25 protein-coding genes and 2 tRNA genes are annotated in these 23,764 nt (G+C 64.4%); 9 read left to right on the forward strand and 18 right to left on the reverse strand.

Annotated features, from left to right (window positions below; all coding sequences use genetic code 11):
• Positions 1 to 4: 4 nt before the first annotated feature.
• The 6 genes from C2L64_RS03295 to C2L64_RS03320 form a co-directional block, all read right to left on the reverse strand.
• A complete protein-coding gene (locus C2L64_RS03295) occupies positions 5 to 193 on the reverse strand; it encodes a hypothetical protein (RefSeq protein ID WP_007747542.1) in 189 nt (62 codons plus the stop codon).
• Positions 194 to 357: 164 nt separating this feature from the next.
• Complete coding sequence (locus tag C2L64_RS03300) at positions 358 to 1,062, reverse strand: pseudouridine synthase (protein ID WP_090836089.1); 705 nt, start codon at positions 1,060 to 1,062, stop codon at positions 358 to 360.
• Positions 1,063 to 1,199: 137 nt separating this feature from the next.
• On the reverse strand, positions 1,200 to 2,021 hold the full coding sequence (locus C2L64_RS03305) for a quaternary amine ABC transporter ATP-binding protein (RefSeq protein ID WP_009769519.1): 822 nt from the start codon (positions 2,019 to 2,021) through the stop codon (positions 1,200 to 1,202).
• A gap of 14 nt (positions 2,022 to 2,035) precedes the next feature.
• The gene (locus C2L64_RS03310; protein ID WP_090836090.1) at positions 2,036 to 3,025 is read right to left on the reverse strand and encodes an ABC transporter permease; all 990 of its coding nucleotides are present in this window, start codon (positions 3,023 to 3,025) and stop codon (positions 2,036 to 2,038) included.
• A gap of 41 nt (positions 3,026 to 3,066) precedes the next feature.
• A complete protein-coding gene (locus C2L64_RS03315; protein ID WP_090836091.1) occupies positions 3,067 to 4,104 on the reverse strand; it encodes an ABC transporter substrate-binding protein in 1,038 nt (345 codons plus the stop codon).
• A gap of 63 nt (positions 4,105 to 4,167) precedes the next feature.
• Positions 4,168 to 5,343: a mandelate racemase/muconate lactonizing enzyme family protein gene (locus C2L64_RS03320; protein WP_090836092.1), complete on the reverse strand. Its 1,176-nt coding sequence runs from the start codon at positions 5,341 to 5,343 to the stop codon at positions 4,168 to 4,170.
• Between the two features lie 208 nt (positions 5,344 to 5,551).
• On the opposite strand from C2L64_RS03320, the gene C2L64_RS03325 reads away from it, so the two are divergent.
• Positions 5,552 to 6,982: an aminotransferase-like domain-containing protein gene (locus tag C2L64_RS03325; protein WP_007747526.1), complete on the forward strand. Its 1,431-nt coding sequence runs from the start codon at positions 5,552 to 5,554 to the stop codon at positions 6,980 to 6,982.
• Positions 6,983 to 7,096: 114 nt separating this feature from the next.
• The gene (locus tag C2L64_RS03330) at positions 7,097 to 8,356 is read left to right on the forward strand and encodes an MFS transporter (protein WP_090836093.1); all 1,260 of its coding nucleotides are present in this window, start codon (positions 7,097 to 7,099) and stop codon (positions 8,354 to 8,356) included.
• A 22-nt stretch (positions 8,357 to 8,378) separates the two neighbouring features.
• Here the strand turns inward: C2L64_RS03330 and C2L64_RS03335 are convergent, their stop codons facing one another.
• Complete coding sequence (locus C2L64_RS03335) at positions 8,379 to 9,317, reverse strand: alpha/beta fold hydrolase (protein WP_090836094.1); 939 nt, start codon at positions 9,315 to 9,317, stop codon at positions 8,379 to 8,381.
• A 277-nt stretch (positions 9,318 to 9,594) separates the two neighbouring features.
• Here C2L64_RS03335 and C2L64_RS03340 point away from each other — a divergent pair, with 277 nt between their 5' ends.
• Complete coding sequence (locus C2L64_RS03340) at positions 9,595 to 10,983, forward strand: amino acid permease (protein ID WP_007747518.1); 1,389 nt, start codon at positions 9,595 to 9,597, stop codon at positions 10,981 to 10,983.
• A gap of 149 nt (positions 10,984 to 11,132) precedes the next feature.
• On the opposite strand, the gene C2L64_RS03345 is transcribed toward C2L64_RS03340, so the two are convergent.
• Both C2L64_RS03345 and hemN read right to left on the reverse strand, forming a co-directional pair.
• A tRNA-Leu gene (locus C2L64_RS03345) sits at positions 11,133 to 11,217 on the reverse strand.
• A 105-nt stretch (positions 11,218 to 11,322) separates the two neighbouring features.
• Positions 11,323 to 12,735 (reverse strand): oxygen-independent coproporphyrinogen III oxidase, encoded by a 1,413-nt coding sequence (gene hemN, locus C2L64_RS03350; protein WP_090836095.1) that lies wholly within the window; start codon positions 12,733 to 12,735, stop codon positions 11,323 to 11,325.
• A 250-nt stretch (positions 12,736 to 12,985) separates the two neighbouring features.
• Here hemN and C2L64_RS03355 point away from each other — a divergent pair, with 250 nt between their 5' ends.
• Complete coding sequence (locus C2L64_RS03355; RefSeq protein ID WP_090836096.1) at positions 12,986 to 13,282, forward strand: YkgJ family cysteine cluster protein; 297 nt, start codon at positions 12,986 to 12,988, stop codon at positions 13,280 to 13,282.
• Positions 13,283 to 13,324: 42 nt separating this feature from the next.
• Here the strand turns inward: C2L64_RS03355 and C2L64_RS55830 are convergent, their stop codons facing one another.
• Positions 13,325 to 13,450, reverse strand: a complete 126-nt coding sequence (locus tag C2L64_RS55830) for a hypothetical protein (RefSeq protein WP_256211463.1) — start codon at positions 13,448 to 13,450, stop codon at positions 13,325 to 13,327.
• On the opposite strand from C2L64_RS55830, the gene C2L64_RS03360 reads away from it, so the two are divergent.
• Together C2L64_RS03360 and C2L64_RS03365 are read left to right on the forward strand one after the other, a co-directional pair.
• On the forward strand, positions 13,449 to 14,042 hold the full coding sequence (locus C2L64_RS03360) for a DUF1439 domain-containing protein (RefSeq protein ID WP_090836097.1): 594 nt from the start codon (positions 13,449 to 13,451) through the stop codon (positions 14,040 to 14,042). The two genes, C2L64_RS55830 and C2L64_RS03360, sit on opposite strands and share 2 nt — an antisense overlap.
• An 81-nt stretch (positions 14,043 to 14,123) precedes the next feature.
• Positions 14,124 to 14,960, forward strand: a complete 837-nt coding sequence (locus tag C2L64_RS03365; RefSeq protein WP_007589521.1) for an undecaprenyl-diphosphate phosphatase — start codon at positions 14,124 to 14,126, stop codon at positions 14,958 to 14,960.
• Positions 14,961 to 15,056: 96 nt separating this feature from the next.
• Here C2L64_RS03365 and trmB read toward each other — a convergent pair whose 3' ends face one another.
• From trmB to C2L64_RS03390, 5 genes are all read right to left on the reverse strand, one after another.
• Entirely contained in the window at positions 15,057 to 15,854 is a 798-nt protein-coding gene (trmB, locus tag C2L64_RS03370) for a tRNA (guanosine(46)-N7)-methyltransferase TrmB (RefSeq protein ID WP_090836119.1), read from the reverse strand.
• A gap of 185 nt (positions 15,855 to 16,039) precedes the next feature.
• A tRNA-Gly gene (locus C2L64_RS03375) sits at positions 16,040 to 16,113 on the reverse strand.
• An 80-nt stretch (positions 16,114 to 16,193) separates the two neighbouring features.
• Entirely contained in the window at positions 16,194 to 16,757 is a 564-nt protein-coding gene (locus tag C2L64_RS03380) for a YggT family protein (protein WP_007589519.1), read from the reverse strand.
• 137 nt (positions 16,758 to 16,894) lie between these two features.
• Positions 16,895 to 17,215 (reverse strand): EthD family reductase, encoded by a 321-nt coding sequence (locus C2L64_RS03385; protein ID WP_090836120.1) that lies wholly within the window; start codon positions 17,213 to 17,215, stop codon positions 16,895 to 16,897.
• Between the two features lie 170 nt (positions 17,216 to 17,385).
• Positions 17,386 to 18,324 carry a Rossmann-like and DUF2520 domain-containing protein gene (locus C2L64_RS03390; RefSeq protein ID WP_090836098.1) on the reverse strand — a complete coding sequence of 313 codons (939 nt, stop codon included), beginning with the start codon at positions 18,322 to 18,324 and terminating at the stop codon, positions 17,386 to 17,388.
• 265 nt (positions 18,325 to 18,589) lie between these two features.
• Here C2L64_RS03390 and C2L64_RS54025 point away from each other — a divergent pair, with 265 nt between their 5' ends.
• Positions 18,590 to 18,751, forward strand: a complete 162-nt coding sequence (locus C2L64_RS54025) for a hypothetical protein (RefSeq protein ID WP_007735200.1) — start codon at positions 18,590 to 18,592, stop codon at positions 18,749 to 18,751.
• A gap of 53 nt (positions 18,752 to 18,804) precedes the next feature.
• Here the strand turns inward: C2L64_RS54025 and C2L64_RS03395 are convergent, their stop codons facing one another.
• Positions 18,805 to 19,044: a hypothetical protein gene (locus C2L64_RS03395; protein WP_143055709.1), complete on the reverse strand. Its 240-nt coding sequence runs from the start codon at positions 19,042 to 19,044 to the stop codon at positions 18,805 to 18,807.
• Positions 19,045 to 19,146: 102 nt separating this feature from the next.
• On the opposite strand from C2L64_RS03395, the gene C2L64_RS03400 reads away from it, so the two are divergent.
• Entirely contained in the window at positions 19,147 to 19,437 is a 291-nt protein-coding gene (locus tag C2L64_RS03400) for a hypothetical protein (RefSeq protein WP_090836121.1), read from the forward strand.
• 124 nt (positions 19,438 to 19,561) lie between these two features.
• On the opposite strand, the gene C2L64_RS03405 is transcribed toward C2L64_RS03400, so the two are convergent.
• Together C2L64_RS03405 and C2L64_RS03410 are read right to left on the reverse strand one after the other, a co-directional pair.
• Positions 19,562 to 20,239, reverse strand: a complete 678-nt coding sequence (locus C2L64_RS03405; protein WP_007589507.1) for a LysE family translocator — start codon at positions 20,237 to 20,239, stop codon at positions 19,562 to 19,564.
• A gap of 46 nt (positions 20,240 to 20,285) precedes the next feature.
• Positions 20,286 to 21,866, reverse strand: a complete 1,581-nt coding sequence (locus C2L64_RS03410; protein ID WP_090836122.1) for a UbiD family decarboxylase — start codon at positions 21,864 to 21,866, stop codon at positions 20,286 to 20,288.
• 615 nt (positions 21,867 to 22,481) lie between these two features.
• Between C2L64_RS03410 and C2L64_RS03415 the strand changes: the two genes are divergently transcribed.
• Positions 22,482 to 23,690 (forward strand): transglycosylase SLT domain-containing protein, encoded by a 1,209-nt coding sequence (locus tag C2L64_RS03415; protein WP_090836099.1) that lies wholly within the window; start codon positions 22,482 to 22,484, stop codon positions 23,688 to 23,690.
• The last annotated feature ends 74 nt before the right edge of the window (positions 23,691 to 23,764 follow it).

Raw genomic sequence — 23,764 nt, forward strand, 5'->3', positions numbered from 1 at the left:
GCGATCAGGTGAGGGCAGGTAGCGCTTCCAGCAACAGGAAGCAGCAGAACGCACCGATCAGAGCAGCGACCAGATTCGGCTCGTACCTGTGCCGACGATGCATGACGGCCAACACGCCGCCAATCAGCAAAAGTCCGAGCCCGATGAACGCCATCATCGCGTATGAAACCGCCAGGTTGCCGTAGATGACCATGGCGCCTCCTTGCCAGCTTTGTAATCTTTGTTGATCCGAGTATAGGACGGGCGTTCGGAGCAAGCATGCTACGTCGCAGCGTTCTGCAAGGTTTTTGTAGCGTTTTTGTTCGGAATCCCACGTAGTCTCAATCACTTGAAACGATGAGGCCGGGCATTGATCGTTTACCCGTTCCGTAGTGCGCCCAGGTGAGACTCATCGAGCCATTGCCACGCGCCTTCAGCCAGCGACGCGGGCAGCGCGAGCCCGCCGACCCGCTCGCGATGCAGCGCCTCGACACGGTTGCCCGCCGCCGCGACCATCCGCTTCACCTGATGGTATTTGCCTTCCAGCACGGTGAGTTCCAGCGCGTGTTCGCCGCGCGCATGAGCAGCGACGGCCGCGATCGGCTTCGCTTCGCCGTGCAGCAGTACGCCTTCGCGCAACGCGGCGAGTTGCGCGTCGTCGAGTGGATGACGGGTCGTCGCGAGGTAGACCTTCGGCACCTTGCGTTTGGGCGACGTGTACGCGTGGACGAACTGGCCGTCGTCGGAGAGCAGCAGCAGGCCCGTCGTGTCCTGATCGAGCCGTCCGACGCATTGGACGCCGCGCGTCGCGAACTGCGCGGGCAACAGATTGAACACGCTCAGATGATGCTGCGGATCGCGCGAGCATTCGTAGCCCGCGGGCTTGTTGAGCAGGATGTAAGCGCGCTCACGATAAGGCCACGCCGTACCGTCGACTTCGAACGCCAGCGCATTCGTATCGACGTTGGCGTCGGGATCTGCGAGCGTCGCGCCGCCGACCGACACGCGGCCATCCGCGATCAATGCGCGGCACTGGCGGCGCGAACCGAAACCCTGGGAAAAGAGAACGCTTTCGAGATTCATTGGGGCGGGCAGAAGGGCACAGACGAACAGCGATGTATCAAACGTCGACGGCGTCCTTCGTGGTGAAGGACGCCGTCATCGCCTGCATTTTACCCGCCGCCTTGCGTTGCCCCGCCAGCGTCAGCGCAAGACCAAACTCAATGCGCGCCCGAGCGCCGTTCGACGAACCGCGCGACGTAGTCGTCGGCGGGTTTCGTGAGGATTTCGTTCGGCGTGCCTTCCTGCACCAGCGTGCCGTCGCGCAGAATCGCGATGCGGTTGCCGATGCGCAGCGCTTCGTCCAGATCGTGCGTGATGAACACGATTGTCTTGTTGAGCGTCGCCTGCAGTTGCAGAAGCTGATCCTGCATTTCCGTGCGGATCAGCGGATCGAGCGCGGAGAACGCCTCGTCCATCAGCAGCACGTCGGTATCGGCGGCGAGTGCGCGTGCGAGACCCACGCGCTGACGCATGCCGCCCGACAGCTCATCCGGGTAATGGTCGCCGTATCCGTCGAGCCCCACCTTGCCGAGCCACATGCGCGCCTTCTCGTTCGCCTCCGCCTTGCTCTCGCCGCGCGTGCGCAGCGCATAGGCGGTGTTGTCGAGCACGGTCTGATGCGGCAGCAGGCCGAAGTTCTGGAACACCATGCTCACCTTGTAGCGGCGCAGCTCGCGCAGCCCATGCGGATCGAGCTTGATGACGTCCGAACCGTCGATCACGATCTCGCCCGCCGTCGGCTCGATCAGCCGGTTGAAGTGGCGCACGAGCGTCGACTTGCCCGAGCCCGACAGCCCCATGATCACGTAGATCTCACCCGAGCCGATATGCAGGCTCACGTTGTTCAGCCCGACGTTGCAGCCCGTTTGCGCGAGCACTTCCGGCTTGGTCTTGCCGCTTTTCAGCAGGTCGAGCACGCGCTTGTGTCCCGCTTCCGGGCCAAAGAGCTTGTACACGTTCTTCACTTCGATCGATGACATGTCCGTGCCCTCCGTCAATCTGCCGCGCGGGTTTCGAGGCCGCTCTGCGTTGCGTTTTCGTTGCCCGTTGCCGTTGCTTCGTCTTCACGCGGCGCGCCTGCATTCCGATACGGAACGCGCGATGCCGCCTTCGCCCTGCGGCGCTGCGCGACGAGCCTGCGCGTGCGGCGGTCCTGCCCGTAGCCCTGGCTGATCCGGTCGATGACGATCGCGAGAATCACGATCGCGATGCCCGCCTGCATGCCCTTGCCGATATCGAGCGTCTGGATGCCCGCGAGCACGTCTTCGCCGAGTCCGCGCGAGCCGATCATCGACGCGATCACGACCATCGACAGCGCCATCATCGTCGTCTGGTTGATACCCGCCATGATGCTCGGCCGCGCGAGCGGCAACTGCACGTTGACGAGCAGCTGCCAGCGCGTCGTGCCGAACGCGCGGGCCGCTTCGACGACATCCCCATCCACATGCCGGATACCGAGATCGGTAAGACGGATCAGCGGTGGCAGCGCGTAGATGATCGTCGCGAGAATCGCGGGCACCTTGCCGAGGCCGAACAGCATCAGCACGGGGATCAGATACACGAAGCTCGGCAGCGTCTGCATGATGTCGAGCACGGGCAGCAGTACGCGCCGCATCCACGGGCTGCGCGACGCCCAGATGCCAAGCGGCACGCCGAGCACGACGGACAGCACGGTCGCGACGAGCATCAGCGCGAGCGTCTGCATCAGCTTGTCCCACAGACCGAAGCAGCCGATCACATACAGCAGCAGCACGAAAAACGCCGCGATGCCGATGCGCCGCGTCGCGTTCAGCGTCAGCAGCCCGACGGCGATCAGGATCGCCAATGCGGGCGTCGCGCGCAGCGCGCCTTCGAGCGGCACCAGCACATAGCGCAAGAGCGCCGTGCTGAAGTCGTGGAAACTGTCGCCGTACGCGGCGACGAACGATTGCACATGGTCGTTCACCCAGTCGGCGATCGACAGATGCAGGAAGATCGAATTCATGTTGAAACCCTCCGGTACGTCATGACGCGTCGGTGTCGATATCAGCCAGCCAGCGCGGCCTGAACCTTTTGCGCCACGTCGGTGGGCACCCATGCCTTCCACATATCCGGGTGATCGCGCAGGAACTGTTTCGCCATCGTCTGGCCGTCGATCTTCTTGCTCGTCATCTCGAGGATGGTCTTGTTGAGGAAGTCCATCGGGAAGCTGACCTTCGAGTAGGTGTCCATCAGTTGCGGCTCGGCCTGATAGAACGGCGTCGACACGCCGACCTTCAGATGCGATACGAGATACGACGACGCGCATTGCGACGTGCTGTTATCCGCGCGCAGCGTGTCCCAGCACTTCTGGTTGAACGCGGGCATTTTCAGCTGGACGAACTTGTACTTCGCCATCAGCGCTGCGGGTTCCCAGTAGTAGAAGAGGATCGGCTTGCCGCGCTGATACGCCGATTCGATCGCGGCATCGAGTGCCGCGCCCGTGCCGGGGCGGAAGTCGGTGTACGAGTCGTCGAGATTCAGCGTTTTCAGCAGGCGCCGGTTCACGCGCTCGCAGTCCCAGCCCGACGGGCAGTTCAGGAAGCGGCCCTTGCCCGGCTCTTCGTCGTCTTCGAACACGCCTTTGTACTTCGGCAGATCGGTCACCGAAACGAGGTTCGGCGCGACGGGCTTGATGTTGCGCTTCGCATCGCCCTTCACGACGTACTCGGGCACGAACCAGCCTTCATTGGTGCCGCCCGGCAGCGTGTCGCCGAGCAGCTTCACGTGGCCGTCGGCAACCGCTTTCGCGGTGATTTCCGAGCGGCCCGTCCACTGTTCGGACCACACCTGCAGATCGTCGCGCGCCAGCGCCGTTTCCGTCGCGGCCGTGTTGCCGGGGATCGTGTCCGTCTTGCAGCCGTAGCCTTTCTCGGTGATGAAGCGCAGCACTTCCGACGTGAACGAGCCGCTTTCCCACGTGACGCCCGCAAAGCGCACGGGCTTGCCCGCCGAGCACCAGGTGCCGGCATGAGCGGCGGCGGGCCATAACGCGCCGGCGGCGAGCGCGACCGTGGCGGCGCGCAGCAGGGATCTGATCTGCATGGTGTGTCTCCGATTGTGATTGGATAGTTGGCGCTGTCGTCGAGCGCCTTTCAGGTCGAGGCGTCAGCCGTACGTGTTACTGGAACTGAGCGTCGCGGCAAGGATGTCTTCGTCGATGGAAAGACCGAGGCCCGGCGCATCGGACAGCGTGATCCAGCCTTCGCTGTCGATATCGATCGGGTTCATCAGCATGAAGTCGCGGCGCTCGATCGACCATTCGGGTGAGTCGTACGGAAATTCGATGAACGGCGCGCTCGCGGCGCCCGCCGTCAGATGCAGGTTCGCGGCGAGGCCGATGCCGTTGCCCCACGTGTGCGGCGTGAAGACCTTACCGTGCGCCTCGACGGCTTGCGCGAGCTTGCGGAGCCCTTCCATGCCGAGCGAGCACGCGACATCCGGCTGGAACACGTCGAGGCAATCGCGCGCGAGCAGCTGATCGAACTCGTAGCGCTCGCGCGTCATCTCGCCGCCGGCGATGCGCAATGCCGGCGACACAGCCTTGCGCAGCCGCGCCATGCCGTCGTAATCGCCGCGATGCAGCGGCTCTTCCATCCAGTAGACGCGGTGCTTTTCCAGTTCGCGCGCGACGGCGAGCGCTTCATCGAAGGTCCACGGCGCGGCCGTGTCCCACGGCATGCGCCAGCCCTGGTTGCAATCGACCATCAGTTCGATCCGGTCGCCGACGGCTTCGCGCACGGCGGCGAGCACGGCGAAATCGTCTTTCAGTTGCGAACGTCCGAATCGGATCTTGAGCGCCGGAAAGCCGCGGTCGACGACATGCAGCGCCATGCGCGCCATTTCATCGGGGCGGCGATGCACGCCGCTCGACGCGTACGCGCGAATCCGGTTGCTACGCCCGCCCGCCATCTGCCAGCACGCTTCGTCGCGAATTTTTCCGGCGAGGTCCCACAGCGCGATATCGAGCGGCCACGGACGGCCGGCGTGAAAGCCGATGTTGTCGAGCACGGCGCTATGACGCGCGAGGTCGAGCGGATCGGTGCCGATGAACAGATGCTGATAGTCGGCGAAGCCGTACATCGCGTCGCCCGAGCCGATGCCGACGTGGCCGGCGTCGTCGTGCACGCGCACGATCGTCGCGGGAAATTTGCGGCGCGGCTGGCTATCCCACGAGGCGGGGAACGGCGGATCCAGCACCAGTTGATGGTGCGTGACTTCGATGCGGGTGATGCGGGTCGTTTGCGCGGTCCGGCTTGCGGCCTCGCTTGTTGCGCGATCCATCAGGCGTCTCCTCCTGAATTGACGCAGTGCGGCATTCAATGCGATGCGCAATGCGTTTCGAATGGGATAAGAATGACGCCATGCTATGAAGGTGACGCAGGCAACTCAATCGCTTCAATAAAAGTAAATGACTGCATCCAATTCTGGGATATGCGTTGCGTATCATCCGAATGACACAACTCAACGAACTTCCGGAGACCGTCGCATCATGGCGATGAATGCCTGGCTGCCAAGAATCGAGGCGGGCAGCGAACCGAAATATCAGGTCATTGCGCGCGCGTTCGCGCAGGCCATCCTCAACGGGCAATTGCCCGCCGGCGAAAAGCTGCCGCCGCATCGTTCGCTTGCAAGTGAACTGAAAGTGACGACGGGCACGATCAGCCGCGCTTATGCCGAACTGGAACGCCAGGGCCTCGCGAATGCGCGCGTCGGCGACGGCACGTATGTGGCGCAGGCGCGCTCGCGCGAGCTGCCGCCCGCCGCCAGCGGTTATGCAACGTTGCGTCCTGGCGCGGTCAGCGCGCCGCCACTGATCGACCTCGGCCAGAACGTGCCGCAATCGACGGAAGAAGCGGCCGCGCTGTCCACGACGCTCGCCGAGATCGCCACCGACCAGCGCCTCGCGGCCGAACTGCTGCAATACGCGCCCGAAGCCGGCTCGATGCGCCATAGGCTCGCGGGCGCCGCGTGGCTCGGCCGTGCGGGCAGTCCGGCGAGCGCCGCGCGCGTGCTCGTCACGCAGGGCGCGCAGCATGCGCTCGCGTCGGTGCTGCGCGCCGTCACGCGTCCGGGCGACACGGTGCTGGCCGAGGTGGTCAGCTATCCGGGCATCATCGCGCTCGCGCGGCAACTGCGGCTGCATCTGGTCGGCGTCGAAATCGATCAGGAAGGGCTCGTGCCCGCCGCGCTGGAACTCGCGTGCAAGTCGCTGCATCCGCGCGCGATCTTCTGCGTGCCGACCATCCACAATCCGACCACGGCGACGATGTCGGAGCAACGGCGCGACGCCGTCGCGGAAATCCTGCAGCGGCACAGCGTGCTGCTGATCGAGGACATCGTCCCGGCGATGCTGATGGAAGCGCCGCCCGAGCCGCTCGCGGTACGCATGCCGGAGCAGGCATTCCTGATCGCGGGGCTGTCGAAGTCGGTTGCGCCGGGGTTGCGGGTCGGCTATCTGCAGGCGCCGAGCGCGTGGTGCTCGAAGATCGCCGCCGTGATCCGAAGCGACTGCTGGATGACGGCACCGCTGATGGCCGAGATCGTGTCGCGCTGGATCGAAAGCGGTGAGATGGATCGGCTCAACGCGTTGCAGCGCGCGCGAATCGATGCCGAGCACGCGATCGCGAACGAAGCGCTCGAAGGCGTCGCGTACCGGCACGCGACGACCAGCTCGCACCTGTGGTTGCCGCTGCCCGAGCCGTGGCGCGCGGCGGAATTCGCGGCGGCGCTGCGCCAGGAAGGCGTGCTCGTGAAAACGGCCGACAGCTTCGTGATCGGCCGCAATGCCGCGCCGCACGCGATCCGCGTGTGCATGAGTGGAGCTGTCTCGCTCGATGCGCTCGCGCGCGGCCTCGCGCTGATCCGCACGACGCTCGATCACGGGCTGGAAAGCGGAATGGCGTCGTCGTATGCGCCTTGATGCGGGCCTGCGGCACGTTGTTGTCTGACGGAATCACAGAGCAAGAAGCGGAGCGTAACGATCGGCTGAAACCGTGACGATGGGTTTTTCGTCATCGCGTCACGGAGGCTGCCGATGCGCTTTCCCTTGCCGTTTTCCTCATCTCGAGCGAGCTTGCCCGCGCCATTCCACCAGCTCGCGTGGTCGAACCTGATCGCACAATCCGCCGAACAGATCAGTCTTGCCGCCGCGCCCCTCGTCGCCGTATTCACGCTCGGCGCGACCGCGCGCGATACCGGGCTGCTGCAAACCGCGCAGACCTTGCCCTTCCTGTTGCTGTCGATACCGCTTGGCGTCTACGCCGACCGCCGGTCGCGCCGCGCGTTGATGGCCGTTTCGGAAGGCGTGCGCGCGCTGGCGATGGCGTGCGTGCTGCTGCTCGTGCTGGCGCATGCGTTGACGCTGCCGTTGCTCGCCGTGCTCGGCTTTCTCGGCGCGACGGGCACGGTGGCGTACAGCGTCGCCGCGCCGGCGCTCGTGCCTTCACTCGTTTCGCGCGATGTGCTTCCCGTCGCGAATGGGCGGATCGAGCTGGCGCGCAGCGTCGCCTATTCGGCGGGGCCGGCGCTCGGCGGACTGCTGGTCGGCTGGATCGGCGCGGGTTGGGCCTACGGATGCGCGGCGGCGCTCTCGACGCTCGCGGCCGCGTTGCTGGCAGGCTTGCGTGAGCCGCCGCGCGCGGCGAAGGCAACGCGCCATTTCATGCTCGAACTGCGCGACGGAGCGCGCTTCGTGTTCGGCGACGCACTGCTGCGTCCGATGCTCGCGACGGCCGTGTTCTTCAACATCGGTTTTTTCACGCTGCAGGCGGTGTACGTGCCTTATGCGGTACATCGGCTGGGTTTGAGCGCGTCGGCCATTGGCGCGACGTTGGGCGCGTTCGGCATCGGCATGGTGTGCGGTGCGCTCGCCGCGCCTTCCGTCGCGCGGCGGATGGCGTTCGGGCGCATGTTGCTCGTTGGGCCGTTTTGCGGACTGGCCGCTTCGCTTGTGATGGTCGCGACGCTTGCCGTGCCGTCGTTCTGGCTCGCGGCGGCGAGCTTCTTCCTGATGGGCGCGGGGCCGATTCTATGGACGGTCGGGTCGACGACGCTGCGTCAGGCGATCACGCCCGCCGGCATGATGGGCCGCGTGTCGGCGCTCAACAGCACGGCGACCTACGGCGCGCGGCCCGTGGGCGCGCTGCTCGGCGCGGCGATCAGCGCGCGCTTCGGCATGGATGCCTGCCTCGTCGCGGCCGCGCTCGGCTTTGCGGTGCAGGCGTGGATCATCGTGATTTCACCGGCGGCGCGGCTCGCGCGGATTCCGGACGGCGCCGCGGTGCTGTCGCCCTGAAGCCGCAAGCGCCGCACGGCCGTCATTCCTTGCCGAACTCCTTCGCCGCGCGGTCGATCGCATCCGCCGTCGCGCCCGCATGCGCGACGGGCACCAGATGGCTCGACGGCGTCTCGACGATCGTTGCGCCGATCCGGTGCGCCATCCAGCGCTGGATTTCAGGCGGCACGGCGCGGTCGCGCGACGTCACGATGTAAAACGACGGCTTGTAGCGCCACGCGGCTTGCGTCGCGCGCTCGTCGAAGGCTTTGGCGGCGATCGGCTGCTGCGCGGCGACCAGCACGCGCGTCAGGGTTTCGGGCACGTCGGCGGCGAAATCGCTGTGGTATCGCGCGGGATCGAGCCACAGAAAGCCGGTGCTGTCCTTGATCATCGCCGAGCCGATGGGCGCCTGCGGGCCGCGCTTGAGGATATCGACCGCCGACTCGCCGACGTCCGGCGCGATAGCCGCGACGTAGACGAGGCCGACCACCTTCGACGCGTCCGGTCCCGAGCCGGCTTCCGTAATCACGACGCCGCCCCACGAATGCCCGACCAGCACGGTCGGACCGGATAGTTGAGCGAGCACCCGTCTGGTCGCGGCGAGGTCGTCGGCCAGCGACGTCAGCGGAATCTGCACCGACGCGACCCGATAGCCCTTCTTCTGCAGCCGCGCGATCACGCCGTTCCAGCTCGAACCGTCGACGAACGCGCCGTGCACGAGCACGATGTTCTGCACTGGGCCGCTCGGCGGCGCGGCTACGGCGGCGGGGCGGGGCGCGGGCGCTGGAGCCGGTGCCGCTGCGGGTGGCGGCGGTGCAGGCTCGGCGGCGGCCGGCGCGGGCGGTGCGGGTGGCACATCCGGCGCAGGTGCGGCGGTCGGCGCCGCCGCTGGCGCGGGTTGTCCCGTCTGCGCGAACACGCCGGTTGTGGCGACGCAAGCGCCAAGGAGAACGGCATAGAGCAGACGTTTCGGCGACATGGCGACTCCATCGGCTGGACGGGATTCTGCGAACATACCGAACGCAGGCCAGGGTGACAACCGCTATCACACGGAGTTTTCGGACACGTTGCGCAACGGTTTGGCGGTTGCGTGGAAATCTGTCGCGGCGGCGCCGGTGCGGGTGCAGCGCGCCACGAGGCGGAACGCGCCGGGCGTGCCCGATAGGTGGGCACTACGTCGGAGGGTACAATTTACGGTTTTTCCAGACGGGTTTTGCCCGGGCAGTGCGTATTTCAATGCAGTGGAGTGAGACATCTTGAGCAACGGACAGCAGCATGACGGCCTGAAGCGCGGGCTGAAGAACCGGCATATCCAACTGATTGCGCTGGGCGGAGCGATCGGAACGGGCCTCTTTCTCGGATCGGCGGGCGTGTTGAAGTCGGCGGGACCGTCGATGATTCTCGGCTACGCGATTGGTGGCTTCATCGCGTTTCTGATCATGCGGCAGCTCGGCGAGATGGTGGCGCAGGAACCCGTCGCGGGTTCGTTCAGCCACTTCGCGTATAAGTACTGGGGCGATTTTCCTGGCTTCCTGTCGGGCTGGAACTACTGGGTGCTGTATGTGCTCGTCAGCATGGCCGAACTGACGGCCGTCGGCACCTATGTGCATTTCTGGTGGCCGGAAGTGCCGGCGTGGGTGTCGGCGCTCGTGTGTTTCGTCATCGTCAACGCGATCAACCTCACGAACGTGAAGGCGTACGGCGAGACCGAGTTCTGGTTCGCGATCATCAAGGTCGTGGCCGTGATCGGCATGATCGTATTCGGCGGCTATCTGCTGCTGAGCGGGCATGGCGGTCCGCAGGCGTCGATCTCAAACCTGTGGAGCAAGGGCGGGTTCTTCCCGTATGGGTTTCATGGCCTTTTCATGATGCTCGCCGTGATCATGTTCTCGTTCGGCGGGCTGGAGCTGATCGGCATCACGGCCGCCGAAGCCGACGATCCGCAGAAGAGCATTCCGAAGGCCGTGAATCAGGTGATCTACCGGATTCTGATTTTCTACATCTGCTCGCTGGTCGTGCTGCTGTCGCTGTATCCGTGGAATCAGGTGGCGGAAGGCGGCAGCCCGTTCGTGATGATCTTTTCGCAGATCGGTGCAGGGTTGACGGCGAATGTGCTTAACGTGGTCGTGCTGACGGCGGCATTGTCCGTGTACAACAGCGGTGTCTATGCGAATAGCCGCATGCTGTACGGCCTCGCCGAGCAGGGCAACGCGCCGCGCGCGTTGCTCAAGGTTGATCGCCGCGGCGTGCCGTATATGGCGATCGGCCTGTCGGCGGTTGCGACGTTCGCTTGCGTGATCATCAATTACCTGATTCCCGCGAAGGCGCTCGACGTGCTGATGGCGCTGGTCGTCGCCGCGCTGGTGCTGAACTGGTCGCTGATCAGCCTCACGCATCTGAAGTCGCGTCGCGCGATGCTCGCGCAGGGTGAGACGCTCGTATTCAAGTCGCTGTGGTTCCCGGTCGGCAATTGGATCTGTCTTGCATTCATGGCGATGATTCTCGTCATTCTCGCGATGACGCCAGGACTGAACGTGTCGGTGCTGCTGGTGCCCGTGTGGCTTTTCTTGATGTGGGTCGGCTATGTCTTGAAGCGCAGGCGCGCGGCTGCGCATCAGTTGGCGGGTGCGGCGGGCGGGCGCTGAAGCGCACCGCATTTCTGACACTGTCGATGAAACAGAAGCCGGATTGGCCGTAAGGCGATCCGGCTTTTTTGCGCCCATGGCGCGCGGCCAGAAAACACAAAACCCGCGGCATCTAACGATGAACGCGGGTTCGTGTGAAGCAGAAACTCTGGTGCCCAGGGCCGGACTCGAACCGGCACGCCTTGCGGCGGGGGATTTTGAGTCCCCTGCGTCTACCTGTTTCACCACCTGGGCTTGTGTTGCGGCCTTTGCAGACTGTCTCGCACGGCTTTGACACCAAGCGAAGACGCAGATTATGGCGGAAAACCTGTCGGCGGGCAAGCCGACCTGCCCTCGCGGCTAGACCGTCCGCGAAAAGCGCTGCATCGCCTGCTGGCCGAGATAGCGGTCGAACACCATCGCGATGTTGCGCACGAGCATCCGCCCGGCGAGTTCCACATCGAGCCGCCGTGCGCCGATCTTCACCAGCCCGTCGTCCTCGAAGGCGCGCAGCCGCTCCAGTTCCGGCGCGAACGCGTCATGAAAGCGGATGCCGTACGCAGCTTCGAACTCGTCGAAGCGCAGTTCGAGATTGCACATCAGTTGCGTGATGATGTCGCGGCGCAGCCGGTCGTCGGCGGTGAGGCGCACGCCACGTTTGATCGCCAGCTCGTCTTTGTCGATTGCCGCGGCGTAGCCCGTCAGGTCTTTCGCGTTTTGCGCATACACATCGCCGACCTTGCCGATCGACGACGCCCCGAAGCCGATCAGATCGCATTCGGCGCGCGTGCTGTAGCCCTGGAAATTCCGATGCAGTGTGCGCCTCGCCTGAGCGCGCGCGAGCTCATCGGTAGGCAGCGCGAAATGGTCCATGCCGATGTAGACATAGCCCGCGCCCGTCAGACGCTCGACCACGAGCCGCAGCAGCGCAAGCCGCTCGGCAGGCGAGGGCAACGTGGACGCATCCATCTGCCGCTGCATCTTGAAGAGCTGCGGCATGTGCGCGTAGCCGAACACGGAGAGCCGGTCGGGCGCGAGTTCGAGCATCGTATCGAGCGTCCTGCTGAAGCTGCTGACCGTCTGATACGGCAGCCCATAGATCAGGTCGACGCCGATCGAATGAAAGCCCGTCGCGCGCGCGGCGCAGATCACGCTGGCTGTCATCTCGAGTGGCTGGATGCGGTTGATCGCGCGCTGCACGACGGGATCGAAATCCTGCACGCCGAGACTCAGGCGGTTGAAGCCGAGATTTCGCAAATGCACGATGGTCTTCGGCGACGCTTCGCGCGGATCGACTTCGATCGAGAACTCGCCTTCGGCGTCGCTGCGCAGCAGGAAGTGCTCGCGCGTCGTCGCCATCAGCTCCGTCATTTCGTCGTGCGACAGAAACGTCGGCGTGCCGCCGCCCCAATGCAGTTGCGACACCGGCCGCGCGGTATCGAACAGAGACGCCTGCAACGCGATCTCGCGCTTGAGCCGCGCGAGATACGGCGCCGAGCGCGCGCGGTTCTTCGTCACGACCTTGTTGCAGCCGCAGTAGAAGCAGACGGTGTCGCAAAACGGAATGTGGAAGTACAGCGACAGGTCGGTTTCCGTCGCGCCTGTGTCGGCGGCGGCGCGGCGATAGTCGTCGAGCGGGAAGTCGTCGCGGAACTGAAGGGCGGTCGGATAGGACGTGTAGCGCGGGCCGTTCGCGCTGTATTTAGCGAGCAGGTCGGGGCGGAACAGCGAATCCGCCGAGGGGAAGAATGGGCCGGAAGGAGCGGTGTTCATCGAAGGGTCTCCAGACGCCCGCCGGATGATGCGCAAGCCGCTTCGGATGCGGCTCGCTGTGACGCTCGGGTGAACAGGGCAGGCGCCGCGCGAGCGTGGGTTGAGCTCGAACGAGTGTACGGGAGCACATGCGCGAGAGATCGGGTAAAAAGGTCGCACTCGGCAGATGGCACAATGCTGGTTTGATCGGCGTCAAGTTTTCGAACGATTTATCCGCCGTTTAGCGTGTTCGTGTTTCAGGAAGTGCGTAGTGTCCGTCCATTTGTCTCAACCGCCGTCCGCGACCGCGGATCACGCGTGCCGCCCCGATTGCGGCGCGTGCTGCATCGCGCCGTCGATCACCAGCCCGATTCCGGGCATGCCGAACGGCAAGCCCGCAGGCGTGCGCTGCGTGCAGCTCGGCGACGATCTGCGCTGCGCGATTTTCGGCCAGCCGGAACGTCCGGCCTGTTGCTCGGGTCTACAGCCGCAGGCGGAAATGTGTGGCAGCTCGCGCGCTGAGGCGCTCGTCTGGCTCGCGCGTCTGGAGGCCGACACGCGGCCGTGATCGCGGCCCGGCTTTTTGCACAGCGCATCCGCTGGAAAACAGTCACTCGAATCCGTGCGCCGACAAGGTCCCGTATGGGCCGATCGGGTCCGGGAAAACAAGCAACACCGACGCGGCGCGCGCCGTTTCACAGCGGCCATCGTGCATGGCCGACAGGAGAATCCGCATGACCCAATCCGCTGCGCCCGCACGGCGCCGCTTTCTGATTTCCGTGTTGTCCGCCTGCGCGGCCGCGAGCGTCACGGCGCCACTCGCCGCATGCGCAACGTCGACGTTTCCGTTTATTCCGGATCACTACACGTTTTCGCAAAAGCAGGTTCAGGACGCCGTCCAGCGCAAGTTTCCGTATCAGCGCACGGTGTCGCAGGTGCTCGATGTCGCGTTGAGCAATCCCGTCGTCGGCTTGCTGCCCGATACGAACCGCGTGTCGGTGCGGGTCGATGCGCGGCTCGCCAGTCCGTTCCTTCAGCAGCCCGTGAACGGCGTGCTCACGCTGTCGAGCCAGCTCGAATACGATCCGCAGAGCCGTTCCGTCGTGCTGCGCTCGCCCAATGTCGACAACGTCAGCGTCGACGGCAACGCGCAAGCCTACGCGCAGCAGATCAACGCGGCCGCCGCGCTGATGGCCACCCAGCTGCTGGCCAACTATCCCGTCTATACATTCAAGCCCGAGCAGCTGCAATTTGCCGGAGTGAACTACGAACCCGGTACAATCACGGTCCTTACAAACGGCATACGCGTGCAGATCGTCGAAAAGTGACACATGCGCGGCCGGACGGCCGCGCCATCCTTGCTGACGCGGCCGCGCATCGCCTACCAACTCCAAGCTAAAAGGCCACGGATGGACTGGATACTCACGTTGAAGGCGCTGATTCTCGGCGTCGTGGAAGGCTTGACCGAATTTTTGCCGGTGTCGAGCACGGGTCACCTGATCGTCGCGGGCAGTGTTCTCAACTTCGATGTGCCGCAGGAAAAGACTTTCGATGTCGTGATCCAGCTCGGCGCGATTCTCGCCGTCTGCTGGGAGTTCCGGCAGCGCATCGTCGACGTCGTGTCGGGGCTCGGGACACGGCCTGAGGCGCGCCGTTTCACGCTCAACGTGATCATCGCGACGATTCCGGCGATCGTGCTGGGTCTGCTGTTCGAGAAGTCGATCAAGGCGGTGCTGTTTTCGCCCGTGCCTGTCGCGCTTGCGCTGGTGGTGGGCGGCGTACTGATTCTCTGGGTCGAGTCGCGGCAGCGCAACCGGCCCGACGTCCAGGCGCGCGTGCATTCGATGGACGACCTGAGCCCGCTCGACGCGCTCAAGGTCGGCCTCGCGCAATGCTTCGCGCTGATTCCTGGCATGTCGCGTTCGGGTTCGACGATTATCGGCGGCATGCTGTTCGGGCTGGACCGGCGCGTCGCGACCGAGTTCTCGTTCTTCCTCGCGATCCCGATCATTTTCGGCGCGACCGTCTACGAGCTCCACAAGGGCTGGCACGAACTGTCGACGGATGCGCTCGGGCTTTTCTCGATCGGCTTTCTGGCGGCGTTCGTCAGTGCGTTTGCGTGCGTGCGCTGGCTGCTGCGCTACATCGCGGCGCACGATTTCAGCGCGTTTGCGTGGTATCGGATCGGCTTCGGTCTGTTGATCCTGCTGATCGGCTACAGCGGCGGGTTGAGCTGGGCGGATTGAGGTTCCTGCCGCTTCTCTGATAGTCCTGCAGATGTAAAAACGGCCTGCGGTTTGCGAACCGCAGGCCGTTTCTGTTTCTGAAGCCGATGTTGCGCTTCAGCTATTCGGGCGACGTTTGTAAATCAGATCCCACACGCCATGCCCGAGGCGCAGGCCGCGCTTCTCGAACTTCGTCACAGGACGGTAGTCGGGGCGCGGCGCGTAGCCATCGGCGGTGTTCTCCAAAGCGGGCTCCGCGCCGAGCACTTCGAGCATCTGCTCCGCATAGTTCTGCCAGTCGGTCGCGCAGTGGATATACGCGCCCGGCTTCATGCGCGACACCAGCAGCGCGACGAACTTCGGCTGGATCAGGCGGCGCTTGTGATGACGCGCCTTGTGCCACGGATCGGGAAAGAAGATGTGCACGCCGTCCAGACTCTGCGGCGCAATCATGTTTTCGAGCACCTCGACGGCGTCGTGCTGGATGATGCGGATGTTCGACAGGTTCTGGTCGCCCATCAGCTTCAGCAGCGCGCCGACCCCCGGCTCGTGCACTTCGACACCGAGAAAGTCGTCGTCGGTGCGGTGCGAAGCGATTTCGGCCGTGGTCGCGCCCATGCCGAAACCGATCTCCAGAATGCGCGGTGCGCGGCGGCCGAAGATGGCCTCCCAGTCCTGCTGCTCAGCCGTGTAGGGCATGACGAAGCGAGGGCCGAGTTCGTCCATCGCGCGGCGCTGTCCCGTCGACACGCGGCCAGCACGCGTCACGAAGCTGCGGATGCGGCGCAGGTGCAGAGCGTTGTCGGGCGCGGTGGCGTCGGCGGTTTCGGCCGGTTCGGGCAGTTCAGTCGGGTTGTCGCTGGAAAACTCGGAAGGATCGCGCGGCAGGCCGGCTTCGTTCGGATCGTGAATCATCGTGATGAAGACAAGGGTGGCGGCGGGAAACGGCTGTGCGTGAGGGCGCGTCATTCGAGCGTCGTACGACATTCGCAGCAGGACGCACGCTATAAAAAAGCCGCCTTCAGGGAGGCGGCTCTCACGCTGGCTTCTCCGCCTGGTCTCTCCGCCAGTGCGTGCTGCGGCAGAGGAGCGGCTGAAATTGGAGCGGGCGATGGGAATCGAACCCACGGCTCTAGCTTGGGAAGCTAGGGTATTACCATTATACGACGCCCGCAGAGCGCGCTATTTTACGCGGTTTCGGCGGCTTTGGGCAAATCGCCGGATGCGCAGCGCACCCGGCGCGCACCTACCCGTTCAGATGCCGAACAGCGTCAGCGACACGGCGGCGCGCGTCACGACCATCAGCAACACCTGGACGATCACGAACAGCAGGATCGGCGACAGATCGATGCCGCCCAGGCGCGGCACGATCTTGCGCAGCGGATCGAGAAACGGCGCTGTCAGCTGATACAGGATCGGCATGGCGGGCGAACGCGGATTGAGCCACGACAGCAGCGCCATCAGAATGGTCAGCCAGATCAGCAGGTTGAGTGCCCATTTGATCACGGTCAGCAGCGCGACGATCAGCAGCGACGGCATCAGTCCGAGCGGATCGACGCCGACGATCGCCACCATCAGCACGACATACACGAGCGACGTGAGCAGCGTGGCGACGATGCTCGCCCAGTCGATCCCGCGCGTGCTGGGAATGATCTTGCGCAGCGGCAGCACGAGCCAGTTGGTCACTTGCATCACCGCGCTCGACACCGGGTTGTACGGCTGCATGCGGATGAACTGGAGCCAGGCGCGCAGCAGCAACGCCGCGCCGAACAGCGTGAAGATGGTATTGAGCAGAAAACGGGCGATATCGCCGAACATCGTGGGTCCTTTCCTTCAGAAAACGTCCCGTCAAGCGGGACGCATGGCGCCGGCGGGCCGGCGGACGGCTGTAAACATCGAGCGCGCGACGTGCATTGCGCGTCTCACCAGAATGGTTGTGCGCGCCCGTCGCGGCGCTAGACCGCGACCTTGACTTCGCTAATCAGGATCTTGCCGTTGCCGCCGTCCGTGTAATTCGGAATGTCGGCGAGCAATGTGTCGCTGGCGGGTTTGAAGACTTCATAAAACGCGTCGGCGGTATCGAACAGGAAATGTCCGGCCGCGACGAACGGCGGCGGCGAGCCCGGCGGCCCGGCGTTGATGCCGATGTCGACCGACCAGCCCTTCAGCGCCGCGCCGAACAGCTTCGCGGCGAGCGGCATGTGCGCGCCGCAATAATAGTCGACGTCGAAACGTCCGCCTTCTCGATACGGATAGAGGATGCTGACCTTGATCATTGTGCGTTCTCGTCGATTGGTCGCGATGCGCAGGAAGGCGTCGTGCGCCTGCTGCGTATCGTTGCTCGCGTGGTGGTCCAGCGTTGCCGGCGGGCCGTCCGTGCCGCCGTGCCCCGTAAGGGACGGCAATCATGAAGGCCCGCTCATGCCGGACGTCACATTATCACGGCTTACTCGGCGCTTGCACCTTTCGCCGCGCCTTTGAGCGTGCGGGTCAGCGAGCGCTCGACTGCCGCGCCGATGGCGTCGACGGCGGCGGGCGGCGTCGCGCGCAGGCGCGCGAGCGCGACCGCCCGCCGCGACATCAATCCGAACAGCGCGCCATGGTCGCCGCCCATTTCCTCCATCAGCGACAGTTGCTTTTCCACCACGCCCAGGTCGCCGCGCGAAACCGGTCCCGCGAGCGCGTTGGCGAGGCCCCGGTCGCGTGCGGTTTCGAGCGTGCCTGCCATCATCGGGAGTAGCGCGCGCAGCGCGTCGTGTTCGTCGAAGCCGAGCTTGCGCCAAAGATTCACATTCTCAGCCAGACTGCATAAGGCAAAACTCGCCGCATAGTGGGCCGCCGCGTGATACAGAAGCCGGCCGCCGGCGGGAATCGACAGCGGATGGCAGCGCAATGCGGCGGCGAGTGCCATCAGCGCGTCCTTGAGCGCGCCGTTGGCCTCGATCGTCACCGAGCACCCGGCGATGCGATCGACATCTGTCAAATCGCCACTGAACAGGTAAAGTGGATGAAAACCGCCGATCGACGCGCCCTGGTCCCGAGCCGGGGCAAGCAGTTCGACGGGCGACGCACCGCTGCAATGCACGACGGCCCAGGCTTCCTTGCCGGGCGCCGCGCGGGCGGGAAACGTGAGTGTGTTCGCTGTCGAACCGATGCTGTCATCGGGTACGGTTAAAAAGAGTATGTCCGCCGACTCGACGATCCGCTGAGGGTCGTCATACGCGGCGCAGGATTCGATCTGACTGGCGAGTTGCCGTGCCGATTCGGGCGAGCGGCTCGCAATGGCCGTGACGGGATATCCGGCGCGTGCGAAGCCGAGCGCAAGACAGCGCGCAATCCGGCCCGCGCCGACGAAGCCCAGGCGTGGCAAGGAGGGCTGGGACATGGTTCCTGCTCCCGACGGACTGAGGACGGAAGCTGGAGTATCGCGCTCCAATAAATACAGGGCGCAAACTGGCGGTTTCCGCACGTGGTTTGGGCGCATGCAGACGTGCGTTTCGCGGTCAACTGATGCTTTCAGGGCCGCTCGCGAACACACGGTCGTGGCAGCACGGGCAAACAGGCGCGAAAACTGCCTCAGGATTTCCGTAGGAGTGAATTGGCAGTCACCTTGGTTTTCAATGTCTCGCAGTCAGAATCGGGAGGTCACGATGAGCATCTTTGCTTACCGAAAGCACTTGCGGTTCCTCACGCATTCCCAACGCCGTCGCTGGTGGGATCAGAAGAAGCGCCTTACGCCACGGGTCAAGATCAGCGGCGCTTATGTGCCGCCTAACGTCACGCGCGAGTTCACCTACGTGAAAGTCGGTTGACGCTCGTTTCATTTCCGATCACGCGAAACGCCCGGCCACGCGCCGGGCGTTTTTCATTGGCGGGCGCTTTTTCGCTTCGGCGGCTCCTGATGCGAGCCCGCAACACCCGTCGGTGAATTTTGTAAATAAACATTACCGAAGCGCGCCAGGCGCGACGTGCAAAGGCGGTCAGGACGCCCGATTCGCAAGCGATCGACGGCCAAGCCCTTGATTTTCGCGATGATCTGCATCATCTGATCAATATAGAAAGAGCGCTGACCGACGAACCGCTTTACGGTAATTGCAATTTGCAACAAATGCAGACAACGGCATGCAGGCTTTTTCGATAAATTGAATTCAGAGCATGTCCGTCATGCGACCCGGTCGTGGTGGCCGAGCCGCCAGGAGAAATACAAGTGAAGAAGATCGTTCCGTTTATCGCTGCAGCCGCACTCGGGGTGGGTATGGCCACTGCGGCGCAGGCGCATGTGTCCGTCGGTATCGGCATCGGTGTGCCCGTGGCGCCTGCTTATCCCGTGTATGCCGCGCCGCCTCCCGTGTATTACGCGCCGCCGCCTCCGCCCGTGGTTTATGCACCGCCGCCCGTGATCTATGCGCCGCCTGTCGTAGTCGGCGGGTATTACGGCGGCTATCACCGGCCTTATTACCATCACGGCTATTACGGCCGTCCGTACTATCGCTATTGATGTTCTGGCTACGTAGCACATCGGCGCTACGCAGGCTGAATGGAAAAACGGCGCAACGCCGGCTGACCGCCGCGTTGCGCCGTTTGCATTTCAGGGACCGATAGCGTCGCGGGCGCGACTCCTGTCAGCTCGCCGCGTGCGCCGTCTGCACGATCAGATCGTGGTAGCCGTTGACGATCACGCTGTACGAGAAATAAGCGAACAGCAGCGCCGATAACACGTGACAGATGCGCAGCAGGCCCGTGCCCGCGCGTTTGCGCCCGTGGCTCGCCAGTCCGCAGATGAAAAGCGTCCAGCATAGTCCGCCGAGAAAAAAGCCGCCGAGGAACACAGGCGCAGTCGTCACCGTCGTCGCGCCGGCCTTGGCGATCAGCGCGCCGCCGACGGCTGCAAACCACAGGATCGCGCTCGGCGACGAGACGGCGAGCAGCACGCCGCGCAGGAAGCCGCGGGTCGGATCGAGATGCGGCGTCGACGCGTCGGCTTCACCTTCGACGGGCGGTGCCGAGGCCGGAACCAGCGCCTCGCGCGCCATCTTCCACGTCAGAAAAAGCAGGATCGCCGCGCCGCCGATCCATACGACCCAGCGCACCGATTCGAACTGCAGCAGCGCCGCCATGCCCGCAAGCGCGAGCGCCGCGTAGATGAGATCGCCGAAACAGGAACCGAGGCCGAGCCAGAAGCCGGGCCTGAAGCCGTGCGACAACGTCAGCGAGATGATCGCGACGTTGACGAGACCGATATCGAGGCACAACGACAACGACAGAAAAAAACCGTCCGACAACATCGACAAGCTATGCATCCGTCCAACCGTGTTGATGATTTGTTGTTATTGAAACCTGCGCGACTCACAGACCGAGTTCGTTCCACAAGCCGTCGATGCGCGCCTTGACGGCATCGTCCATTACGATCGGCCGGCCCCATTCGCGGTCGGTTTCGCCGGGCCATTTATTGGTCGCGTCGAGCCCCATCTTCGAGCCGAGACCCGCGACGGGCGACGCGAAATCCAGATAGTCGATCGGCGTGCGATCGACCAGCACGGTATCGCGTGTCGGGTCGATGCGCGTCGTGATTGCCCAGATCACTTCCTTCCAGTCGCGGATGTTCACGTCCTCGTCGACGACGACGATGAACTTCGTATACATGAACTGCCGCAGGAAGCTCCATACGCCGAACATCACGCGCTTTGCGTGGCCCGGATAGCTCTTCTTCATCTGCACGATCGCCATCCGGTAGCTGCAACCCTCGGGCGGCAGATAGAAGTCGGTGATCTCGGTGAACTGCTTCTGCAAAAGCGGCACGAACACCTCGTTCAGCGCGACGCCGAGCACGGCGGGTTCGTCGGGCGGCTTGCCGGTGTAGGTAGAGTGATAGATCGCGTCGCGGCGCATCGTGATGCGCTCGATCGTGAAGACAGGGAACCACTCCTGCTCGTTGTAGTAGCCGGTGTGATCGCCGTATGGGCCTTCGAGCGCGTGTTCGTACGCGGCGCTCGCGCCTTTCGTCGGACGCGGCGGCGCGCCTTCGGGCGCGGGCGCCGGCGCGGCCTCCTGCGGGTAGATGAAGCCCTCCAGCACGATCTCCGCGCGCGCGGGCACTTGCAGCGTGTCGACGCCGGGCGTGATGCACTTCGCCAGTTCGGTGCGTCCGCCACGCAGCAGGCCGGCGAACTGGTATTCGGACAGCGTATCGGGCACGGGCGTCACCGCGCCGAGGATCGTCGCAGGATCGGCGCCGAGCACCACGGCGACGGGATACGGCTTGCCGGGGTTCTTCAGCGCGAACTCGCGGAAGTCGAGCGCGCCGCCGCGATGCGCGAGCCAGCGCATGATGACCTTGTTCCGCCCGATCACTTGCTGACGATAGATGCCGAGGTTCTGCCGCGTCTTGTTCGGCCCGCGCGTGACGGTCAGCCCCCAGGTGATCAGCGGCCCCGCGTCGCCGGGCCAGCAGGTCTGGACAGGCAGCTTCGCGAGATCGACGTCGTTGCCTTCCCAGACGATTTCCTGGCAGGGCGGGGCGCTCACCGTCTTCGGCGCCATGTCCCACACCGCCTTCGCGAGCGACAGCAGCTTGCCCGCGTCCTTCAGGCCCTTGGGCGGCTCCGGCTCCTTCAGCGCGGACAGCAGACGCCCTACATCGCGCAGCGACTCCAGCGCCGCGCTGTCGCTGTCCGCGGCGCCGCCTTGCGCGGAAGTATCGATGCCCATGCCGAGCGCGACGCGCCGCGGCGTGCCGAACAGATTGCCGAGCACCGGGAACGCATGAGTCTGCTTCGACTCGAACAGCAACGCCGGGCCGCCTGCACGCAGCACGCGATCGCACAGCTCGGTCATTTCCAGGATAGGCGACACGTTTTGCGAGATACGGCGCAGTTCGCCGAGCGATTCGAGGCGGCTCGCGAAGTCGCGCAGGTCTTTGTATTTCATCGGTCCGGTCTGGCAGCCGCGAAGCGGCCATGCAAGGGCTGAAAACGGTGGCGAAGCGGGCGGCGCGGTGACGATCAACCGACCAACAAGCGGCCCGAACGGATTGTCGATTTTACCTGCGTTAGGAAGCGCACGTTGAATACCGAAATTGCCAATCGGCTGGAAACCCCCTTGTGCAGGGGGATCCGGCGGACTGAACAGTGTTCATTATTACAATTAGTTATAGATTTGACAGTCTATAGTGTTGACGATCTATAAAACCCTGCTAGAATCCGGTCACATCGGTTGCAGGGAATTGATAGTTTTTACCACCGTCCCCCGGTCCTTCAGACGCAACGCGTCGCTCTTACCGCTCCTGCACGGTATTGACGGTCATATGTAGTCTCCACCAGCGCATATCGACGCTGGCTTTTTCGCGTGGGAGCCATCGCATGCGTGCTTTTTGGCATGCAGGCGGTCTTTTTTAAGATTTTGGCTCCCCAACGGTACTTTTTGCCGTTTTCCCGACGTCGTTGTCGCCTTAACCAGAGCAGGCGGCGTCTTGGCTCTTTCGAACAGCAGTCCAGCCGGTCGTTCTAACGGTGTTCGCGAAAGCCAGCAACATGGGAGATCTGAATGAACGCCTGGTTATCGTGGCGTCCCAACGAGCGGATCGCGCAAGTCATGCGCGGCGCGCTGCGTCAAGGGACGCGTGTAAGTCATCATCTATTCAGCGTGGTTGGCGGATTCGCTGTCCTGTTCGCGCTCACGCTGTGGCTGATGCCGAGCTGGCGCCTGACGCTGGCAACGCGGCTGATGCCCTTCGTCACGGCCGCCGTGCAGGCTGGCCCCGCCCGTCTGCTGCAGGGCAACCCGCTGCCGTCGTTCGCGCCTCAACAGCGCGGCAACGCGGCGCCGCAAGACGATACGCTGTCGAGCTCGTCCATCTCATCGAGCCCGAAGGACAACCCCAACTCGGCGGCTGCCGCCGCTGACGCCGGCTACAACGTCGCCGGCGACAACAGCAGCTTCACGGCTCCGTCCGGCTCGGGCGTGAGCACCGGCCTTTCGTCGGCTGCGCTCAACGGCCTCGATCCGCGCACGCTGCCGAGCGTCGGCACGATCGCTTCGATGATTCCGTCGCAACGCGTGTCGCCTGACGCCCGTGACGACCGCGTGCTGATTTCCACCCGCGAGCAGGACCTCGTCGCGACGTTCATCGCGCGGCGCTACCGCGTTGCTCAGGAGCCCGTTAGCGAGCTCGTAAAGGCTGCGTTCGACACCGGCCGCGAAGTCGGCCTCGACCCGTTGCTGCTGCTCGCCGTGATGGCGATCGAGTCGGGTTTCAACCCGTACGCGGAAAGCGGCGTGGGCGCAAAGGGCCTGATGCAGGTGATGTCGACGGTTCACTCGGACAAGTTCCGGTACTTCGGCGGCCAGAACGCGGCGCTCGAACCGCTCGCGAACATCAAGGTCGGCGCGATCGTGCTGAAGGATTGCATCGCGCGCGGCGGTTCGTTGCCGGGCGGTTTGCGCCTGTACGTCGGCTCGACGTCGCAGGACGACGGCGGTTACGGCGCGAAGGTGATGGCCGAACGTACGCGCTTGCGCGATATCGCGCGCGGCCGCAAGGTGCCGATCAACTCGCCGCAGTCACCGTCGACGGTGACCGCTTCGACGTCGACGTCCACAGCAGCGGCGTCGAATGGTGCGAACAAGCGCGTGCAGATGACGCTCGACGGCCACCCGTTGAGTGCCGCAACGCCGGTGAAGGGCGCGGAGCAGGATGACGCGAGCGCGAATGCGGCGAAGCACGTGGCGCAGCAGCCTGAACTGGGCGCCTGATCGCGTTCGGACACACTGATTGGGTAAAAGAAAAGGGCACCTCCGGGTGCCCTTTTTCGTTGGGTGGCGGGTTC

Source organism: Paraburkholderia hospita (assembly GCF_002902965.1).
GTDB classification, from domain to species: domain Bacteria; phylum Pseudomonadota; class Gammaproteobacteria; order Burkholderiales; family Burkholderiaceae; genus Paraburkholderia; species Paraburkholderia hospita.

Excerpts from the sequence above, each read along its gene's own strand:
- C2L64_RS03295 (WP_007747542.1), bottom strand. The coding sequence starts at position 193 with ATGGTCATCTACGGCAACCTGGCGGTTTCATACGCGATGATGGCGTTC.
- C2L64_RS03300 (WP_090836089.1), bottom strand. The coding sequence starts at position 1,062 with ATGAATCTCGAAAGCGTTCTCTTTTCCCAGGGTTTCGGTTCGCGCCGC.
- C2L64_RS03305 (WP_009769519.1), bottom strand. The coding sequence starts at position 2,021 with ATGTCATCGATCGAAGTGAAGAACGTGTACAAGCTCTTTGGCCCGGAA.
- C2L64_RS03310 (WP_090836090.1), bottom strand. The coding sequence starts at position 3,025 with ATGAATTCGATCTTCCTGCATCTGTCGATCGCCGACTGGGTGAACGAC.
- C2L64_RS03315 (WP_090836091.1), bottom strand. The coding sequence starts at position 4,104 with ATGCAGATCAGATCCCTGCTGCGCGCCGCCACGGTCGCGCTCGCCGCC.
- C2L64_RS03320 (WP_090836092.1), bottom strand. The coding sequence starts at position 5,343 with ATGGATCGCGCAACAAGCGAGGCCGCAAGCCGGACCGCGCAAACGACC.
- C2L64_RS03325 (WP_007747526.1), top strand. The coding sequence starts at position 5,552 with ATGGCGATGAATGCCTGGCTGCCAAGAATCGAGGCGGGCAGCGAACCG.
- C2L64_RS03330 (WP_090836093.1), top strand. The coding sequence starts at position 7,097 with ATGCGCTTTCCCTTGCCGTTTTCCTCATCTCGAGCGAGCTTGCCCGCG.
- C2L64_RS03335 (WP_090836094.1), bottom strand. The coding sequence starts at position 9,317 with ATGTCGCCGAAACGTCTGCTCTATGCCGTTCTCCTTGGCGCTTGCGTC.
- hemN (WP_090836095.1), bottom strand. The coding sequence starts at position 12,735 with ATGAACACCGCTCCTTCCGGCCCATTCTTCCCCTCGGCGGATTCGCTG.
- C2L64_RS03360 (WP_090836097.1), top strand. The coding sequence starts at position 13,449 with ATGACCCAATCCGCTGCGCCCGCACGGCGCCGCTTTCTGATTTCCGTG.
- C2L64_RS55830 (WP_256211463.1), bottom strand. The coding sequence starts at position 13,450 with ATGCGGATTCTCCTGTCGGCCATGCACGATGGCCGCTGTGAAACGGCG.
- C2L64_RS03365 (WP_007589521.1), top strand. The coding sequence starts at position 14,124 with ATGGACTGGATACTCACGTTGAAGGCGCTGATTCTCGGCGTCGTGGAA.
- trmB (WP_090836119.1), bottom strand. The coding sequence starts at position 15,854 with ATGATTCACGATCCGAACGAAGCCGGCCTGCCGCGCGATCCTTCCGAG.
- C2L64_RS03380 (WP_007589519.1), bottom strand. The coding sequence starts at position 16,757 with ATGTTCGGCGATATCGCCCGTTTTCTGCTCAATACCATCTTCACGCTG.
- C2L64_RS03385 (WP_090836120.1), bottom strand. The coding sequence starts at position 17,215 with ATGATCAAGGTCAGCATCCTCTATCCGTATCGAGAAGGCGGACGTTTC.
- C2L64_RS03390 (WP_090836098.1), bottom strand. The coding sequence starts at position 18,324 with ATGTCCCAGCCCTCCTTGCCACGCCTGGGCTTCGTCGGCGCGGGCCGG.
- C2L64_RS54025 (WP_007735200.1), top strand. The coding sequence starts at position 18,590 with ATGAGCATCTTTGCTTACCGAAAGCACTTGCGGTTCCTCACGCATTCC.
- C2L64_RS03405 (WP_007589507.1), bottom strand. The coding sequence starts at position 20,239 with ATGCATAGCTTGTCGATGTTGTCGGACGGTTTTTTTCTGTCGTTGTCG.
- C2L64_RS03410 (WP_090836122.1), bottom strand. The coding sequence starts at position 21,866 with ATGAAATACAAAGACCTGCGCGACTTCGCGAGCCGCCTCGAATCGCTC.
- C2L64_RS03415 (WP_090836099.1), top strand. The coding sequence starts at position 22,482 with ATGAACGCCTGGTTATCGTGGCGTCCCAACGAGCGGATCGCGCAAGTC.